Below are 17,670 nucleotides of genomic sequence, written 5' to 3' on the forward strand. Positions count from 1 at the left end.
AACTGGCAAAACTCAGTTAGTTTAAATTATTTTAATAAATAACTGTTAGCGAAGAACATAACCTGCTACACCTTCATAGGTGTAACCTGCTGCATTGTTACCTTCACTTCGGTTTGTGGTATAGAAATGATTTACTGCACTACTATTGTAATAACGATATAATGGAATTCTACCATTTCCACCTGATCTAAATACGTACCCTGCTACACCTTCATATCGATATCCCGCCGGCGTGCTGCGACTTTGTTGATAAAAGTGATTCACTGCACTACTGTTATAAAATCTGTATAAAGGTACGGTACCTGGTACTTGTTGATTATAAATCTTACATTGTACACCTTCGTATCGATATCCTCCGGGAGTGCTGCGACTTGTACTGTAGTAATGATTTACCCGACTGCTGTTATAAAATCTATAAAATGGAACCGGGCTTACAGGTGGAGGAGTTCTCGCATATAATCTTTGTAAAGCAGTTCTATCGCTTGCAATAAATGGTCTGTTTACTTCTCGACCAATACAAGCAAGCATCCAAGAATTTGCAACAGCAAAAGTGGTAGGGGTTCCAGGGATATGAATTGCTCCATATTCTCCTTGCCCTTCATTCCCTCCACCGGGACAACCACTAAAAGCTCTATTTGCATAATCGGTATGTCTAAACCCTATACAATGGCCAATTTCATGAGCAATAACTGTGACGGTATTACCTAATCGATTAGAACCTCCATAAAATGAAGTGTTCATTCGTATTAAATTATGCGGTCTGCCATTTTTAGGAAAACCTGCACTTGCAAAACTTCCATCTAATGCAGTATTGCTTGCTGCCATAATACGTATATCATTGCTCGATGCATTGGTGGTTCTGCTAAAGGTTAAACGTAAATTTTGAGCGTTATAACGTTGCAAAGCTTGATCGGTAGCACTACGTACAAAAGAACCTAACGCAGGATCAACATATACTCGAATCGTTCTGGTACCCGAAACCAAATTATTAGTTCTGTAATGTTTCGAATTATTTTCTATGTTTTGATTTGCTAGTTCATAGATTTCTTCTTCGGTTAAAAAAATGTCATATTCTACCACGTAGCCATCTTCAACTTTGGATAATCCTTCGTGGGTATGAAAACCGGCCTTTTCCAATTTTTGGATTATATCCTTTGGAATATCTTGTTGTTCCCTTGTAGTTTCATTTAATGTTTCCTGATCTACTTCACAAGAAGTGAAAAAAAGCAGTAAGCTCGATAAAAGTGCTATACTGAATGATTTGAATAAATTCATAATTTTTAGTTTTAAGATTAAGTTTTGCCAATTATTTGTGTATTAATACCACGAAGGTATTTTGGCAATCCATTCTTAACAAGTTGGAATTATTGAGATTTATAAATTTAAACCCCAGATTTATTAATTTAGGGATATATATTGTGAAGGAGCTATCTTAATGATAAAAAGCTATTTATAGTTAGGAATATCTTTCAGAAAAGTATATCGTTGATCCATATAATCCATCTGGCAATAATAATGGTTCAATCCATTGGTGATCATCAAATATTCGGCATTAAGAGCAAGATTATATCTGGCAATCTGATCAAAAACTTCTTGGGTGATTTTTACCGAATGTGATTTGCATTCTACAATGAGAAAAATATCTCCATTAGGTTTGAATACAATGACATCGTATCGTTTTGAAAGATCATTAACTTTGATCAGCTTTTCTACGTTGATAAGACTTTCTGGATATTTTTTTTCATCGATAAGATACGATATGATATGTTGACGCACCCATTCTTCGGGGGTAAGAACGATAAATTTTTTACGAATCCTGTCAAAAATAGAAACTTTATTTTCGCTACTTTTGAAACGAAACTGATATGCTGGGAAGTTAAGCTTTTGCATTTGCATGTCACAAATTTGATGATTTTTTTTCAATGGATGAAGTAAAACAAATTGTAACCGATATAAAAAGCGGAAATATAAAACCTATTTATTTTTTAATGGGTGAAGAGCCTTATTATATTGATAGGATTTCAGAATTTATTGACAAAAATGTACTTGCTGAAGAAGAAAAAGGGTTCAATCAAATGATTTTGTATGGAAGAGATGTTACCATAGAAGATATTGTTTCTAATGCAAAACGTTTCCCTATGATGGCAGAGCGACAAGTTGTGATTGTTAAAGAAGCCCAGGATTTATCAAGAACCATCGAAAAACTTGCAGATTATGTAGAGAATCCACAACCTTCTACCGTTTTGGTAATGTGTTATAAATACAAGAAAATTGATAAACGGAAAAAACTCTATAAGGTCATTTCTAAGAATGGAGTTATTTTTGAAGGTAAAAAGCTTTATGAGAATCAAGTGGCAGATTGGATACGTAGGGTTTTGGCTGGAGCAAAATACGGTATAGAGCCAAAGGCAGCCCAGATGCTGGTTGAGTTTTTAGGAACTGATCTTAGTAAGATTAATAATGAATTAGAAAAACTTAAGCTTATTATTCCTTCAGGATCACAAATTACTGCAGACCAAATAGAGGAGAATATAGGCATTAGTAAAGAGTTTAATAATTTCGAATTGCGTAAGGCGGTTGGATCCAGAAATGTAGTTAAAGCTCATAGAATTATAAATTATTTTGCTCAAAATCCTAAAGATAATCCCTTGGTGGTGACAATTTCTTTATTATATAGTTTCTTTTCACAAGTGTTACAATATCATGGTTTATCAGACAAGTCACAGCGTAATGTGGCGAGTGCACTGAAGGTAAATCCTTATTTTGTAAAAGATTATACCGAAGCTGCACATAATTATCCCATGAAGAAAGTTAGCGCAATAATAGCACTGCTTAGAGATGCCGATGTAAAAAGTAAAGGAGTAGGAGCGGCAAACTTACCCCAAGGAGATGTCTTAAAAGAGCTTTTGGTCAAGATCATGGCCTAATCATTACTATTTATTAGCAATAGTTTAACAGCCTTTTTGAGCTGACAAACTTATTTTAGAGGATGCGATTCTTCAACTTCTTAAATAAGAACATCTTTCCCATTTTATTAGTGAATTTCATTGGAATATTGGGGTATAGTGTAGTAATTCCGATTCTAATATTTATTGTAATAGATTTTGGTGGCAATGGTTTTATTTATGGAATTTTGGGAGCTATGTATCCTTTCTTTCAATTAATAGGAGCACCAATTTTGGGTAGATTGTCAGATAAGGTTGGAAGAAAAAAGGTACTAATTGTTAGTCAAGCAGGTACATTTATCGCTTGGGCCTTGTTTTTACTGGCATTCCTATTACCTAAAACCTCGTTATGGTCCTCAGATTCAGAGTTTACAGGAAATTATATAATGACATTGCCTTTGATTTTGCTATTTGTAGCCAGAATATTTGACGGTTTTACCGGAGGTAATGTTTCTGTGGCAAATGCTTATTTATCTGATATTTCAACAGATGATGATAGAGACAGGAATTTTGGAATGATGGGAGCCTCTACAAGCCTGGGTTTTGTGCTAGGACCTGCTGTGGCAGGAATTTTAACTTCAACGGTTCTAGGAGAGGCATTACCAATAATCTTGGCTGCACTGATTTCTTTGATAGCCATTTTTGTTATTATGATACGACTTCCAGAGAGTAATCCCTGTGTTGTAGATACAGGCTCATTATCACTTAGGTCCTTCAGAAGGTTTTTTCAAGTCGAGCATAAAGAGTGTTATGGTGGAGAATCTTCAGAAGAGGAAAACTCATCAATCTCCTTTTGGAGTATTCTTAAGTTGGACAGTATCCCATTACTGTATGCCATATATTTTTTAACCTTTTTGGGATTTAGCCTATTCTATGCAGGGTTACCTATTTATGCTTCTTCCATTTTGCAATGGACCTCGATCGAATTGGGTATCTTTTTAGCATATTCGAGCGTAATAATGATTTTGGTGCAGGGACCGTTATTATCATTTTTATCTGGAAAATTATCCAGTACAATTTTTATTATAATAGGTACCGTTTTGCTGGCAACAAGTTTTTACCTCCTTTCTGTACCCAATATTTATGTGATGTATTTGGCTATTACTTTATTGTCCGTGGGTAATGGTCTTATGTGGCCAAGTTTTTTAGCACTTTTGTCAAAAGTTGGAAATCATCAAATGCAAGGAACCATTCAAGGTTATGGAAATAGCATGGGGAGCTTTGCCAGTATTTTTGGACTAGTGCTAGGGGGAATACTATTTGAAAGTATACAAGTAACGGTTTTTAAAATAGGGGCGGGTATCTTCCTGCTAATTTTTGTTTTGATGGTTATTCACTACTTTGGAAACAGAAAAGCAGTCTCTGGCGACCAGGAATATATTCAGGAAGTAGAAACTGCTTCGTAAATTGTATCCAAAAGTAATGACAATCTATTTAGGATGTTTTAATTCAAACTTTGGGATTTGTAGCAAAAACAGTAGCTTCAGTAATAAAACCACGGTCATCCATTTCTAATAGGCTAGTAATTGTATGCGCAATTTCCTCTCCTCTTAACTTGGTTTGTTGTTCGGCTTCGGTATACTGTTTTTGATTTAGATTATTATCAACTCGGTTATCGGCAAAACTAGTCATTACTTCACTTGGATTTACCTGCATCACACGTATGTTATGGGGCCTTAGTTCGTTTCTCCAGCTTTCAGTCATTCCTCTTAAAGCAAATTTGGTCGCTACATAGGGTGAAGCGGTGGGAGAACCCTTCAACGAAGAAGTAGAGCCAATATTAATAATGTTTCCATAGTCTTGTTCAACAAAATGTCTTGCAGATTCTTTTGCACAAAGAGCGGCACCAAGAATATTAGTCTTAAATTGATCTGTGAATTTGTCTGCTTCAATATCTATTAATTTGGAAATATATCCATATCCGGCATTGTTAACCAAGACATTAAGTCCATTCATTTTATTCTTTGCATCAAGTACCATTTGTTTTACCTGATCTTCTTTGGTCACATCGGCTTTTATATAATCTATGTTTAGCTCTTTTGCAGCTTCCTGAAGCGTAGTTTCATTTCTTCCAGAAATAACTACCTGGGCTCCTTTTTCTTTTAATAACTTAGCAGTAGCTTTTCCAATTCCCGAATTTCCCCCGGTAATTAATACTTTGGCATTTTTGATATTCATCGTTATGTAGTTTTTTGTGTGTTTATCAAAAGTACATGTTGAGTTCTAAATCTTTTGTTAAGCATAACCATTATTTTTTACGATATAGGTAGATAAGAAAAATCTTTTACCTCTGTCATAACAAAAGAACTTTGCACCTTAGAAATATTTTCTAATGAAGCCAATTTGTTTGAAAGAAAATCTTGGTATCGTTCCATATCTTCGGCATAGATTTTAATGAGGTAATCAAACATCCCGGCCACATGATAACATTCTACAACTTCTGGAAATCGTTGAATGTCTTTTTCAAATTTTTTGATAAAATCTTTTTGATGTTGATTAAGCGTGATATTACAAAATGCCATTAATTGAAATCCCACTTTTTTTCTATCCAGAATAGCTTTATACGATTTGATATAACCTTCTCGCTCTAATTTTTTTACACGTTCAAAAATAGGAGTGGTAGTAAGATTTAAGCGTTCTGCGATTTCTTTGATGGTGATTTTACCATCTTTTTGCAGTAAAAGTAGTATCGATCGGTCTATAGTATCCATAATATTTTTCTTTATCGAGAGTGTTGAAATTGTAAATTTAGAATAAAATTCTTTATATTATAATATTTATCATTTATTATTCTTAATAATAGTTATAATTTAGTTTTTAATTCTTCGTGTTGTACTTTTATCTTGATTTCATGCCTAAAAGATTTTGACAATACCCATTTAAAGAATAAACAATGAAAGAACACAATTTTAACCCAGAAAGCTTAATGATGACTTATGGTTACAAACCTGAATTATCAGAAGGAGCTATAAAATGTCCTATATTTCAAACTTCTACCTTTGTATTTAAAACAGCCGAAGAAGGAAAAGCATTTTTTGAACTTGCTTATGGTTTAAGAGAAAAATCTCCTAAAGAAGAATTAGGACTTATCTATAGCAGGATTAACAATCCCAATTTAGAAATTCTGGAAAACAGATTGTGTCTATGGGATAAGGCAGATGATTGTGCAGTTTTTGAAAGCGGGATGTCTGCTATAAGTACTGTATTGTTAGAATTTTTGAAACCGGGAGATCTATTGGTGTATAGTAATCCTGTATATGGAGGAACGGATCACTTTATACACCACTTTTTGGATAAAATAGGTGTAGAAACTATAGGTGTAATGCCAAACCAGACCAAGGAAGAGATTTTGGAAATGATAACGAATTCTGGTAAGGCAGATAAATTAGCGATGATTTATCTTGAAACTCCTGCAAACCCTACCAATGATATTGTTGATATCGAAATGTTTAGCCAAATAGCAAAGCAGTTTAGTACAGCAGATCGAAAAACGTTGGTTGCAGTAGATAATACCTATATGGGACCGCTATGGCAACACCCTTTACAGTGTGGAGCGGATTTGGTGTTATATTCTGCAACCAAATATATAGGTGGTCATAGTGACCTAATTGCAGGAGCAGTATTGGGAAGTGCCGATTTAATGCTTCGTGTAAAAACATTACGTACATTTTTGGGCAATATGGTAAGTCCACATACCGCTTGGTTAATGCTTCGAAGTCTTGAAACTTTGAAAGTTCGTATGGACCAGCAAACTAAAAATGCCCAAATCGTGGCCGAATACCTTAAAAATCATTCCAAGGTAGAAAATGTATATTACCTAGGGTTACTTGAAGCAGGAACCGAAGCTTTTGCTACCTATAAAAAACAATGTTCTGCGCCAGGAGCGATGGTGTCGTTTGATATTGTTGGAGGAGAAAAAGAGGCATTTACTTTCTTGAATAATCTAAAGCTTATGAAATTGGCAGTAAGTCTAGGAAGTACAGAAAGTCTTGCAGAGCACCCAAAGACCATGACTCATGCAGGCGTGGACCCGGAGCAATGCAAGAAAATGAATATTACCGAAAGGTTAGTAAGGCTATCTATAGGTGTTGAGAGTGCAGAGGATTTGGTATGGGATCTTGAGCAAGCTTTGGAGAAAGTAGAACTAAAAAAAATGGAAACAGCATAGATAATCTGGTATAAACGTTTAAAAGCACAGCTGTAATGCTGTGTTTTTTTATTTTAAATATTTGATTTTCAGTTAATTATTGATTTTTAGGGGATATTTACCCCTCAAAATGGGTCTTTTTCCCCATTGCGCTCAAAGGTTTCTCGAAGTATATTTGTAACATCTTATTAAAAATGCTTTACAAACCAAATTAAATATTGAAATCATGAACGTATTAACTTTTAACTTCGGCTTTATTTTAAAATTTATTCAAGAACTTCCAAAAGCTTGTAGTTACGCAATTCATAGGTAATCAAAGAATTAACAGATAAATATACGTAGACTTACGTATTTCAGAGAAGATATTTAGGTATTATTTTTACACCATAAAATAACAATAGTATAGAACAACATTACACAAAATATTATGAAACTCTTTAGAATCAATTTTACATTTATACAAGAATTTTTAAAAGAATTGCCAAGGGCTAGCAGTCACGCGATTCACAGATAGAAAATTGTAAAAGTTTTTGTTGGGGGACAAAAATTTGCAATTGGGGAAATAAAAAAGTAAGGAAAATAGAAAAACCGCATTGAATCAATGCGGTTTTTTGATGATTATGTTTTTTTTACTTTAAACTACCCACCATATCTTCAGGTTTTACCCATTCTTCGAACTCTTCTTCGGTTACATGCCCAAGAGCAATAGCTTCATGTTTTAGAGTAGTTCCATTTTTGTGAGCGGTATTAGCGATCTCGGCAGCTTTGTAATATCCAATTTTTGTATTCAAGGCAGTTACCAACATCAAAGAATTATTAAGTAATTCGGTAATTCTTTTGTGATTTGGCTCAATACCCTGTGCGCAATGTTCATCAAAAGAAACACAAGCATCACCAATAAGTTGAGCACTTTGTAGTAAGTTCGCTGCCATAACCGGTTTAAATACATTTAATTCAAAATGTCCCTGCATTCCACCAACATTGATAGCTACATCGTTACCCATCACTTGTGCACAAACCATAGTGAGTGCTTCACACTGTGTTGGGTTTACTTTTCCTGGCATGATAGAACTCCCAGGTTCATTTGCAGGTATAATTAATTCTCCGATACCACTTCTTGGTCCAGAAGCCAGCATGCGAATATCGTTTCCTATTTTGTTTAATGAAACCGCTAATTGTTTTAGTGCACCATGCGTTTCTACGAATGCATCATGAGCTGCCAGGGCTTCAAATTTGTTCTCGGCTGTAATAAACGGCAATCCAGTAAACTGTGCGATAAACTCTGAAACTCTTTTGGCATATCCTTTTGGAGTATTTAATCCTGTTCCTACAGCAGTTCCTCCAAGCGCCAATTCTGCAAGATGCGGTAATGTATTCTCTAACGCTTTAAGACCATGATCCAGTTGGGAAACATAACCTGATAGTTCTTGTCCGATCGTAAGGGGAGTAGCATCCATAAAATGCGTACGTCCAATTTTTACTACATCTTTAAATTCATCAGATTTTTTCTTTAATGTATCGCGCAACTGGGTGATCCCAGGAATTGTTACCTCAAGGATTTTTTTGTAAGCTGCGATATGCATTCCTGTTGGAAAGGTATCATTTGATGATTGAGATTTATTAACATCGTCATTTGGTTGCAATGTTTTCTCTCCTTCGCCTATGGTTTTACCAGCCAATTGATGGGCTCGATTAGCGATAACCTCATTTACATTCATATTACTCTGTGTACCAGAACCTGTTTGCCAGATCACAAGTGGAAACTGATCATCATGTTTTCCTTCTAGGATTTCATCGCAAACCTGCGCTATAAGGTCTCTTTTTTCAATAGGTAAAGCTCCTAATTCGCAATTGGTATAGGCTGCTGCCTTCTTTAGATATGCAAAACCATATACAATTTCTAATGGTATAGATGCCGGAGCACCAATTTTGAAATTATTTCTTGATCGCTCGGTCTGGGCTCCCCATAATTTATCTTCAGGCACTTCTACCTCGCCCATTGTGTCTTTCTCTATTCTATATTTCATTAGTGAGACGATTTGTTTTTTTGAAAACGCAAATTTAAGCATTTGTAACCCTATTTCTGAATAATAAACCTACTTTTTAGTGGATATTTTTGGGGTTAATTAGGAATTGAAAATAAATTAAATTTCTGCTATGACATCTAAATAAGACTTATTATCTTTGTCGAAATTGAAAATTAGAATATCGTTATGTTTGAATTTGATCAGTATCTTGGTTTTTTGGCCTTTTTAACTATACTTACCATCGGTTTTTGGTTAATGATTTTTTTATTGACTTTCGTAGTTCCTTATTGGATTATAGGAGCGAATATTGAAAATTTCAAGATGTGGAGAGAATCAAAGCGTAAAGCGAAAGAGCAAGCATAACTTAATATATAATACAAAAAAAGGAAGTCAATTGACTTCCTTTTTTTGTTTACAACATTTTTATTATCCTTCAAATTCATCGTCACCATTAAAATCTCTTTGTGGACGACCTCTTTTCTTTTTCTGATTAAATCTATAGGTGAATGAAAGATTGAAACTTCGTTCTCTCCATTGAAACTCACTATCCGATATAAAAGTTGGAGTGGTAGAAGTACTAATTCTTTTTCTAGAATTAAAAACATCATTTACATTAAAGGTAAGCGAAGCTTTTTCTTTGAATAGATCTTTGCTAAAAGCCAGCGTCATGCTAAAAATACCTTCACTTTTGGTTTGCCCATTTTCATTGGGCCCACGATAAAAAATACTGGTTTGCCAATCAATTTTGGCAGGTAAAGTGAGTTTGTTATTTATTCGTGCAAACCAACTAAAAATATCGGCATCTAGATTTTCTCCATTATTTTCACCACGCACACTATTTTGAAAGGCATTAAAGTTACCGTTTAATCTCCATTTTCTATTTGGGTTGTAGGTAAGGGTGAACTCGAATCCATAACGTTCAGAACTCGTGAGGTTGATGGGGGTTCTTCGTATTACAGGTACTTCGGTTCCTTCATTGTTTTCATCAGCTCCTATTAAAACCGTATCGCCCGTATCTTCAGAAACGAAAGTGAAAATTTGAGTAGAGCGATTATAGTATATCGAAGTATTCAAGGTCAATTTTCCCATTCGGTTTAGATATCCCAGATCAAATACATTAGAATAACTAGGATCAAGATCTGGATTTCCCTGAAACAAATTAGTGGCACTGGATCGCGAAGGAAAAGGGTTTACAAACCTGGAACGGGGTCTTCTTATTCTTCTATTATATCCCAGGGTTAAACTTTGTTTTTTCGAAATTTCGTAGCCAAGATTTATCGTTGGAAACCAATCTGTATATTTTTTTCGATTAAAATCATTACTGGTTTGTTGATCGATAGTAATGCGAGTATCTTCTAATCGCATTCCTAATAAATAGGATAGTTTTCCTGCTTTGCTTCCATATTGAGAATACAAAGCGTTGATACGTTCAGTAAATATTAGGTTGTTTGATAGGTTTGTGTCTGTCGTAATAACTCCATTATTATCAAATTGAACAAGGAAATCTGTGTCGAGTACATTAAAATTTCCTCGATATCCCAACTCAAATTGTGTTTTCTCACCAATAGGTAGAACATAATCACTTTGCAAAAGAATTCGTTCTTGATTTTCTGTAGTGTTGACTAATTCTATGGTTGAAATATTTTCTTGAGTAATACGGGAACGTTCATCTTCATTGCTATCCTCGACCTGAAAATCAAAGGTTAATTTATGACCACTATCACTGAAGTTTTTTATGTAATTCAACGAGTATTGTTTGGTGACATCATCTTCAATTTCTGGATCGAATCGGGTGTTTTGGCTTAAAATATTTCCATTCACATCGGGTTCGGTAATAATATTGGTGGTATTACTTTCATTATCTCTTGATCTGTACAAGAAAGAAACTGTAGCCGAAGAACTATCATTAATATACCATTCTATACCTGTATTGGTATTGATACCTTTTCTGATTCTGTCAAAATTACGGGCTTCAGTAAGAAAAGTATCCGGGTTGTCTGTACCTTCAGAATCAATGTTTAAAAATCGTGTCTCTGTTAACGAATTTCCTGGGACTTCGCGATAATTATATCCTGATGTGGTAAAAAAGTTGATATCTCCAGTTCTATAGTTAAGGTTACCAGATATACCCGCAGTCTTAGGATAACCCGTATTTACTGTAATGGCTCCATTAAGACCTTGAAGTTTGCTTCTACGTAGTATAATATTAAGGATTCCGGCTGTTCCTTCTGCATCATAACGGGCAGAAGGAGAAGTGATAACTTCTACTTTTTCAATAGCCTCAGCAGGTAGTTGTCGTAGCGCATCTGTACTATTCAACCCCACTAATCCTGAGGGTGTACCATTGATCAGAATTCTTACATTATCGTTTCCGCGCAGCGCTACATTTCCTTCAACATCTACCGATACCGATGGTACATTATCTAGAACATCGCTTACCGTACCACCACTTACAGTAAGGTCTTTTCCAACATTATATATTTTTTTATCAAGTTTAATTTCTACAGTAGTTTTTTCGGCAATGACAACCACATCATCTAGGGTCTCAGTATCCAAACCTAACATGATGGTGCCTAAGTCAATGTTCTTCAATACCTTTTGTTTAGAAAGTGTTTTGGTTTTGAATGAAATAAACTCAATATTGATATCATAAACTCCGGGATTAACTTCTATAGCAAACTTACCAGATTGATCGGTAATACCTCCAGTAATAATTTTTTGCAATCTTGGACTAAAAAATGAGATGGTAGCATACTCAAGAGGCTCTTGGGTATCTTGGTCTAATACGATTCCCGACACTTTAACGGGATCACTTGGGAAATCTCCTCTTTGAGAATGCAGTAGAAGTGTGGGTATAAAAAAAGCAATAATTAAAAGTCTTGTCATCTTAAAAAGTTATGAAATCGAACCAAAAGTATCTAAGCAGGTACAACAAAGCGGTTAATTGTTTGTTAAATGTTTTTCCTATTTTATTAAACAAAAAAGAGATACAGCTGTATCTCTTTTTTGTTGTTATATTTTTGACCGTTTCTCTGAAAAAAGGTTTAATCCAACAAATGTTATTTTTTTGCTAAAAAATAATTTTGATTGTCCCCAATTAGTAATTAAGTATTTACTCGATAATCCTGCCAACAGGCACGGCGAAATTTTAATGCTGAAGGAAGTTTGCCTCGAAATTTCAAATTTAACTTCCCATACATGTCTTGGGCTTGCACCGAGGTAGTTTACCAAAGAATATCCAACACTTTTTGAGGAGGTCGACCAATAACCGCTTTTTTATTTTTGATTACAATAGGTCTTTCTATAAGTTTTGGGTTTTCTGCCATGATCTTTATTACCTCGTCATTAGTATATTCTTTTCCTTTGAAATTTTCTTTCCATATGGTTTCGTTTTTTCTTACTAAATCGATAGGAGCGATTCCCAAAAGATCAATAATATCCTCAAGTTCTTGTTTTGAAGGAGGCGTTTCTAGATATTTTATTATACGTATCTCTTCTTTATTTTGTTCTAATAGCTCCAGAGTTTCTCTTGATTTACGACATCTGGGATTATGATATATTATGGTCATTTTTAATTAAGAATTAAGAATTATGAATTGAGACTAGTAATTTATAAATTCTAACAACTAACAACTAACAACTAACAACTAACAACTAACAACTAACAACTAACAACTAACAACTAACAACTTACGTCTCCTTCTGTCCCATCATCATAAGGTAGGCTTTTAAAAATTGGTCGATATTGCCGTCCATTACCGCATCTACATTACCGGTCTCTTCGGCAGTTCGAACATCCTTTACCAGTTTATAAGGATGCATAACATAATTACGTATCTGTGAGCCCCACTCAATTTTCATTTTGGAAGCTTCGATCTCATCGCGTTGCGCTTGTCTTTTTTTAAGTTCCATTTCGAATAATTGAGACTTAAGCATTTGAAGCGCTTTTTCTCGATTATCATGTTGGGACCTAGAATCTGAGCATGAAATCTGAATTCCGGTAGGGAAGTGGGTAAGCTGTACTTTGGTTTCTACCTTATTTACATTTTGACCTCCGGCACCACTAGATCTTGACGTAATAATTTCATAATCCGAAGGATTAATATCTATCTCAATACTATCATCGGCCAATGGATATACATATATTGAAGCAAACGAGGTATGGCGTTTTGCATTACTATCAAAGGGAGAGATTCGCACTAGTCTATGTACGCCGTTTTCACCTTTTAACCAACCAAAAGCATAGTCTCCCGCAATCTCCAAAGTTACTGTTTTAATCCCTGCAACATCACCTTCTTGGTAGTTAAGTTCTTTTACTTTGAAGTCTTGCTTTTCGGCCCACATAAGATACATACGCATTAGCATACTTGCCCAATCACAACTTTCGGTACCACCCGCTCCTGCGGTAATTTGTAAAACTGCACTCATGCTGTCTCCTTCATCGCTAAGCATGTTTTTAAATTCAAGATTCTCAATAAAGACTTTTGTTTCTTCATAACGTTCAGAAACTTCGTCTTCACTAGCATCTCCTTCTTTAAAAAATTCGTATAGTACTTCGAGATCGTCGACCAGGGATACTCCTTTTTCATAATCTGAAACCCATTTTTTTTCAGCATTCAGGGTTCTCATTAACTTCTCTGCTTCTTGGGCATTATCCCAAAAATCCGGAGCATAGGTTTTTTCTTCTTGGTTAGCAATTTCTATAAGTTTGGCATCAATGTCAAAGATACCTCCTTAACGCAACCAGGCGCTCTCTAAGATCTTGTAAAGTCTCAGTATTGATCATTTTATGTATTTTAGGACAAAAATATGATTTAACACTTCAGTAAGAAACATTTTTTCGATTATTTTATAGTTTTAAAAATTTTACATAAACATCAACTATGAAAAGGCTTCTCTTTTATTTATTCTTGACGACCTCAAGTATAATTTCTGCACAATTTTTGGAAAGTAATAAAAACCTAAAGACTTTTAATGGATATTTTAATTTCTTCTATAATGAATCAAAAGATGAAATATATCTGGAGGTAGATGAGTTGGATGCTGAATTTTTATACGTTCATTCTTTGGCAACGGGTTTGGGGTCAAATGATATTGGTTTGGACAGAGGCCAAATAGGAGACGGAGTTGTGGTTAAATTTCAAAAAGCAGGAAATAAGTTATTGCTTGTTCAACCTAATCAAAGATATCGTGCTATTACTGATAATAATTTGGAGAAAAAAAGTGTAGAACAAGCTTTTGCAAAATCAGTTTTATTTGGATTTCCTATTAAAGAAGAAAAGTCTGGCAAATACATTATTGACATTACGTCATTTTTATTTCAGGATACTCACGGTATTATAGATCGGTTAAAATATCAGAATGAAGGAACGTACAAAGTCGATAAAGAAAAAAGCGCATTGAGCCTGGAAAGAACCAAAGCTTTTCCTAAAAATGTAGAATTCGAAGCTCTTATAACTTATAAGGGGTCGGCCAAAGGTCAGAATATACAATCTGTCGCTCCCAATTCGAAGCTTTTGACCGTAATCCAACATCATTCTTTTGTAGAATTGCCAGACGATGGTTATCAAAAAAGAGAATTCGATCCAAGAAGCGGAGCTATCTCTATCTCTTATATGGATTATGCTACACCGGTACAGGATCCTATTGTAAAGCGCTATATTATTAGACATAGATTAGAGAAAAAAAATCCTACTCTCGCTATAAGTGAAGCCAAAGAGCCTATTGTTTATTATTTGGATCCTGGTACGCCAGAACCTGTTCGATCAGCCTTATTAGAGGGTGCAAGATGGTGGAACGAGGCCTATGAAGCCATTGGGTTTAAAGATGCTTTTCAAGTAAAAATGCTACCCGAAAATGCGGATCCAATGGATCTACGATATAATGTGATACAGTGGGTACATCGGTCTACAAGAGGGTGGAGCTATGGTGCCAGTGTTGTAGACCCAAGAACTGGCGAAATATTAAAAGGACATGTAAGTTTAGGTAGTTTAAGAATTCGACAGGATTTTTTGATTGCGCAAGCGTTATTAAATCAACCGTTTAAAGATAGGGATAGTAACTACCAGCCCATGTTGGAGATGGCATTGGCGCGTATTCGACAATTATCGGCTCATGAAGTTGGTCATACCATAGGTTTTGCTCATAATTTTGCAGCGAGTACAAACAATAGAGCTTCGGTGATGGATTACCCTCATCCGGTTGTGACTTTAAAAAATGATAGCATTGATCTTTCTAATGCATATGATACCAAAATAGGAGAGTGGGATAAAGTAACGGTTGCCTATAGCTATTCGGAATTTGCAAAAGGAACTAATGAAAAAGAAGCGCTTAATAACATTTTAAGTGCTGCCTATCAATCAGGATTACGTTTTATTTCTGATAGTGATGCCAGACCGGTTGGAGGTGCTCATGAATTGGCTCATCTATGGGATAATGGACAAAATGCAACAGAAGAACTCAAAAATGTGTTAAGTGTTAGAGAGTTTGCAATTCGTAATTTTTCTGAAGGTAATATCCGAAGTAATGAACCTTATTCGGTTTTAGAGGATGTTTTTGTGCCTCTATATTTTTTTCATCGATATCAAACAGAGGCTACAGTGAAGTTGATAGGGGGCTTAAATTATAATTATGCGGTTAAAGGAGGGAAACAAACTATAGTTGATGTTACAGATTCAAAAAAACAAAGACAAGCGCTACAGCAAGTTCTTAATACGTTAACTCCCGAGGTTTTGGCAATTCCTGAAGATAAATTAAAGTTATTCCCTCCAAGAGCTTTTGGGTATTATAGAACCAGAGAATCATTTAAAGGAAAAACAGGTGTTGGTTTTGATGCTATAAGTGTCGCTGCCACTGCAAGTGATATGAGTTTATCTTTATTATTACATCCAGAAAGAGCATCAAGACTAGTGCAACAAAAAAGCCTGAACAAAAACCAATTGGGACTTGTAGAAATGTTGGAGGAACTAATTGATCTTTCTTTTGAAAACAAATCAAAGAATAGTTATCATAAAGAAATTCAATATGTTGTGAAAACCAATGTTTTAAAACACTTGATGAACCTTAGTAGAAACAAAAGTGCATATCCACAGGTAAATGCTATCACATATGCAAAAATTAACGAACTACTGTCTCGTCTAAAAGTGAAGACAACAGATCCTTTAGACAAAATTTATAATGAATACCTGATTATGGAAATCAAAAACTTTCTTAAAAAACCGGCAGAATTTAAGGTATTGCCTTCACCAAAGATTCCCGATGGGTCTCCAATAGGTAGTTTTAGATGTGAGTTTTAAAAAAACTCGACTTCTTTTTATTACTGGTTTACTCTAAATTCTGGAATATCGATCGAAATTCTGGAATGCTTGTTATATTTATTTGTTACTCATTTACTTAGCGGTTTATGTTTGCGTTATCAATGCGCTTTGATATTTGTATAACATAAAATTGAATATCATGAAAACTAAAAAGAAGTTAATTCTGAAGAAAATGACAATCGGTCAGCTTAATCAAACTACTGGTGGTGGTAACATCGATGAGTTGTTTACAATTACAGCCAGGGAAACAAGTCCAATACTTTGTGATTATGCATATACCAAGGAACCTGTATGCAATCCAACAGTTCGGTTAACTTTTGTAGAATGTTAATCGCTTAGTTCAAGATAGAAGAGTAGTAAAGCAAAATAAAATATTATGAAAACTAAAAAGAAGTTGAGCTTAAACAAAATGAGCATTGCTCAATTAGATACTATAAAAGGAGGTCAAATAATCGATCCGTTTCGTCAATTTACCGGTGGAAGTGAATCCGAACAACCCGTTGGTGGCGGGGGTATTTGCTATTCTGATACACCAACAAGTTGCATATATTGTGTTTAATAAAGAACCTGTTTGAGATTTTTCTTATGTCGTTGTTACATTTTATAGCTGATTTGTGAGTTTACGATATATAGAAGATCCTGTTGAAATCGCCTAGAATTTTATTTAGGCGATTTTTTTTGTAGTACCGAAATAAATCTAAATTCACGAAAAACGATCGAAATTCACGAATAGCAATAGTAACTATTTGCGCTTTCCTAATAGGTTATCTTACGTTTGTTCTATCGAAGCGCTTTGATATTTGTATAACATAAAATTGAATATCATGAAAACTAAAAAGAAGTTAAGTTTGAAAAAAATGAGTATTGCACAATTAAGTATTATTAAAGGGGGTGAAATGTTGTATCAGTTTCGTACTGTAACGATTGATGAAGGAGGTCCATCTGAGCAACCAGTTGGAGGAGGAGGCGTATGTTATTCCGATTCTCCTACAAGTTGCGTGCATTGTGTTTAATAAAATCTTTAATGTAATTCTTTATTTACGTGGTTTACATTTTATAGCTGATTTGTAAGTATCAAGTATCGGGAATTACAGGAAAAACGTCTGAAAACTTTTAGGCGTTTTTTTGCACTATTAAAATAAATCAACATTCACGAAAAACAATCGAAATTCATAAATAGTAATGATAACCATTTGCTATTGTTTGAATGGTCGCGTTATGTTTGCTTTATTAGA

General features: G+C 34.7%; 15 protein-coding genes. 7 read left to right on the top strand and 8 right to left on the bottom strand.

Features of this window, described 5'->3' with window-relative positions; translation table 11 throughout:
- Positions 1–45 precede the first annotated feature (45 nt).
- Positions 46–1,275 carry a M57 family metalloprotease gene (locus U6A24_RS21160; protein WP_324182019.1) on the bottom strand — a complete coding sequence of 410 codons (1,230 nt, stop codon included), beginning with the start codon at positions 1,273–1,275 and terminating at the stop codon, positions 46–48.
- Between the two features lie 171 nt (positions 1,276–1,446).
- Positions 1,447–1,890 carry a type I restriction enzyme HsdR N-terminal domain-containing protein gene (locus tag U6A24_RS21165; RefSeq protein WP_324182020.1) on the bottom strand — a complete coding sequence of 148 codons (444 nt, stop codon included), beginning with the start codon at positions 1,888–1,890 and terminating at the stop codon, positions 1,447–1,449.
- 32 nt (positions 1,891–1,922) lie between these two features.
- Between U6A24_RS21165 and holA the strand changes: the two genes are divergently transcribed.
- Positions 1,923–2,927, top strand: coding sequence for a DNA polymerase III subunit delta (gene holA / locus U6A24_RS21170; RefSeq protein WP_324182021.1), 1,005 nt, complete (start codon positions 1,923–1,925; stop codon positions 2,925–2,927).
- Positions 2,928–3,037: 110 nt separating this feature from the next.
- Positions 3,038–4,351, top strand: a complete 1,314-nt coding sequence (locus U6A24_RS21175) for an MFS transporter (RefSeq protein WP_324182022.1) — start codon at positions 3,038–3,040, stop codon at positions 4,349–4,351.
- Between the two features lie 43 nt (positions 4,352–4,394).
- Here the strand turns inward: U6A24_RS21175 and U6A24_RS21180 are convergent, their stop codons facing one another.
- Together U6A24_RS21180 and U6A24_RS21185 are read right to left on the bottom strand one after the other, a co-directional pair.
- Positions 4,395–5,123: an SDR family oxidoreductase gene (locus U6A24_RS21180; protein WP_324182023.1), complete on the bottom strand. Its 729-nt coding sequence runs from the start codon at positions 5,121–5,123 to the stop codon at positions 4,395–4,397.
- Positions 5,124–5,200: 77 nt separating this feature from the next.
- Positions 5,201–5,656 (bottom strand): Lrp/AsnC family transcriptional regulator, encoded by a 456-nt coding sequence (locus U6A24_RS21185; RefSeq protein WP_324182024.1) that lies wholly within the window; start codon positions 5,654–5,656, stop codon positions 5,201–5,203.
- A gap of 182 nt (positions 5,657–5,838) precedes the next feature.
- Here U6A24_RS21185 and U6A24_RS21190 point away from each other — a divergent pair, with 182 nt between their 5' ends.
- Positions 5,839–7,113, top strand: a complete 1,275-nt coding sequence (locus U6A24_RS21190) for a cystathionine gamma-synthase family protein (RefSeq protein ID WP_324182025.1) — start codon at positions 5,839–5,841, stop codon at positions 7,111–7,113.
- A gap of 608 nt (positions 7,114–7,721) precedes the next feature.
- Here the strand turns inward: U6A24_RS21190 and fumC are convergent.
- The 4 genes from fumC to prfB all read right to left on the bottom strand — a co-directional run bounded on the left by fumC (position 7,722) and on the right by prfB (position 13,905).
- Positions 7,722–9,119 carry a class II fumarate hydratase gene (gene fumC, locus U6A24_RS21195; protein WP_324182026.1) on the bottom strand — a complete coding sequence of 466 codons (1,398 nt, stop codon included), beginning with the start codon at positions 9,117–9,119 and terminating at the stop codon, positions 7,722–7,724.
- 426 nt (positions 9,120–9,545) lie between these two features.
- Positions 9,546–12,005 (bottom strand): outer membrane beta-barrel family protein, encoded by a 2,460-nt coding sequence (locus tag U6A24_RS21200; RefSeq protein ID WP_324182027.1) that lies wholly within the window; start codon positions 12,003–12,005, stop codon positions 9,546–9,548.
- A gap of 338 nt (positions 12,006–12,343) precedes the next feature.
- Positions 12,344–12,688: an arsenate reductase (glutaredoxin) gene (gene arsC / locus U6A24_RS21205; RefSeq protein ID WP_324182028.1), complete on the bottom strand. Its 345-nt coding sequence runs from the start codon at positions 12,686–12,688 to the stop codon at positions 12,344–12,346.
- A gap of 121 nt (positions 12,689–12,809) precedes the next feature.
- A protein-coding gene (gene prfB, locus U6A24_RS21210) for a peptide chain release factor 2 (RefSeq protein WP_324182029.1) occupies positions 12,810–13,905 on the bottom strand; the annotation gives its coding sequence in 2 pieces (ribosomal slippage) (positions 12,810–13,841 and positions 13,843–13,905; 1,095 coding nt in all).
- A gap of 97 nt (positions 13,906–14,002) precedes the next feature.
- Here prfB and U6A24_RS21215 point away from each other — a divergent pair.
- From U6A24_RS21215 to U6A24_RS21230, 4 genes are all read left to right on the top strand, one after another.
- On the top strand, positions 14,003–16,414 hold the full coding sequence (locus tag U6A24_RS21215) for a zinc-dependent metalloprotease (protein ID WP_324182030.1): 2,412 nt from the start codon (positions 14,003–14,005) through the stop codon (positions 16,412–16,414).
- A 160-nt stretch (positions 16,415–16,574) separates the two neighbouring features.
- Entirely contained in the window at positions 16,575–16,766 is a 192-nt protein-coding gene (locus tag U6A24_RS21220) for a hypothetical protein (RefSeq protein ID WP_324182031.1), read from the top strand.
- A gap of 45 nt (positions 16,767–16,811) precedes the next feature.
- Complete coding sequence (locus tag U6A24_RS21225) at positions 16,812–16,994, top strand: hypothetical protein (protein ID WP_324182032.1); 183 nt, start codon at positions 16,812–16,814, stop codon at positions 16,992–16,994.
- Between the two features lie 265 nt (positions 16,995–17,259).
- Positions 17,260–17,448, top strand: a complete 189-nt coding sequence (locus U6A24_RS21230; protein ID WP_324182033.1) for a hypothetical protein — start codon at positions 17,260–17,262, stop codon at positions 17,446–17,448.
- The last annotated feature ends 222 nt before the right edge of the window (positions 17,449–17,670 follow it).

Source organism: Aquimarina gracilis, assembly GCF_035285365.1.
Taxonomy (GTDB): Bacteria; Bacteroidota; Bacteroidia; order Flavobacteriales; family Flavobacteriaceae; genus Aquimarina; species Aquimarina gracilis.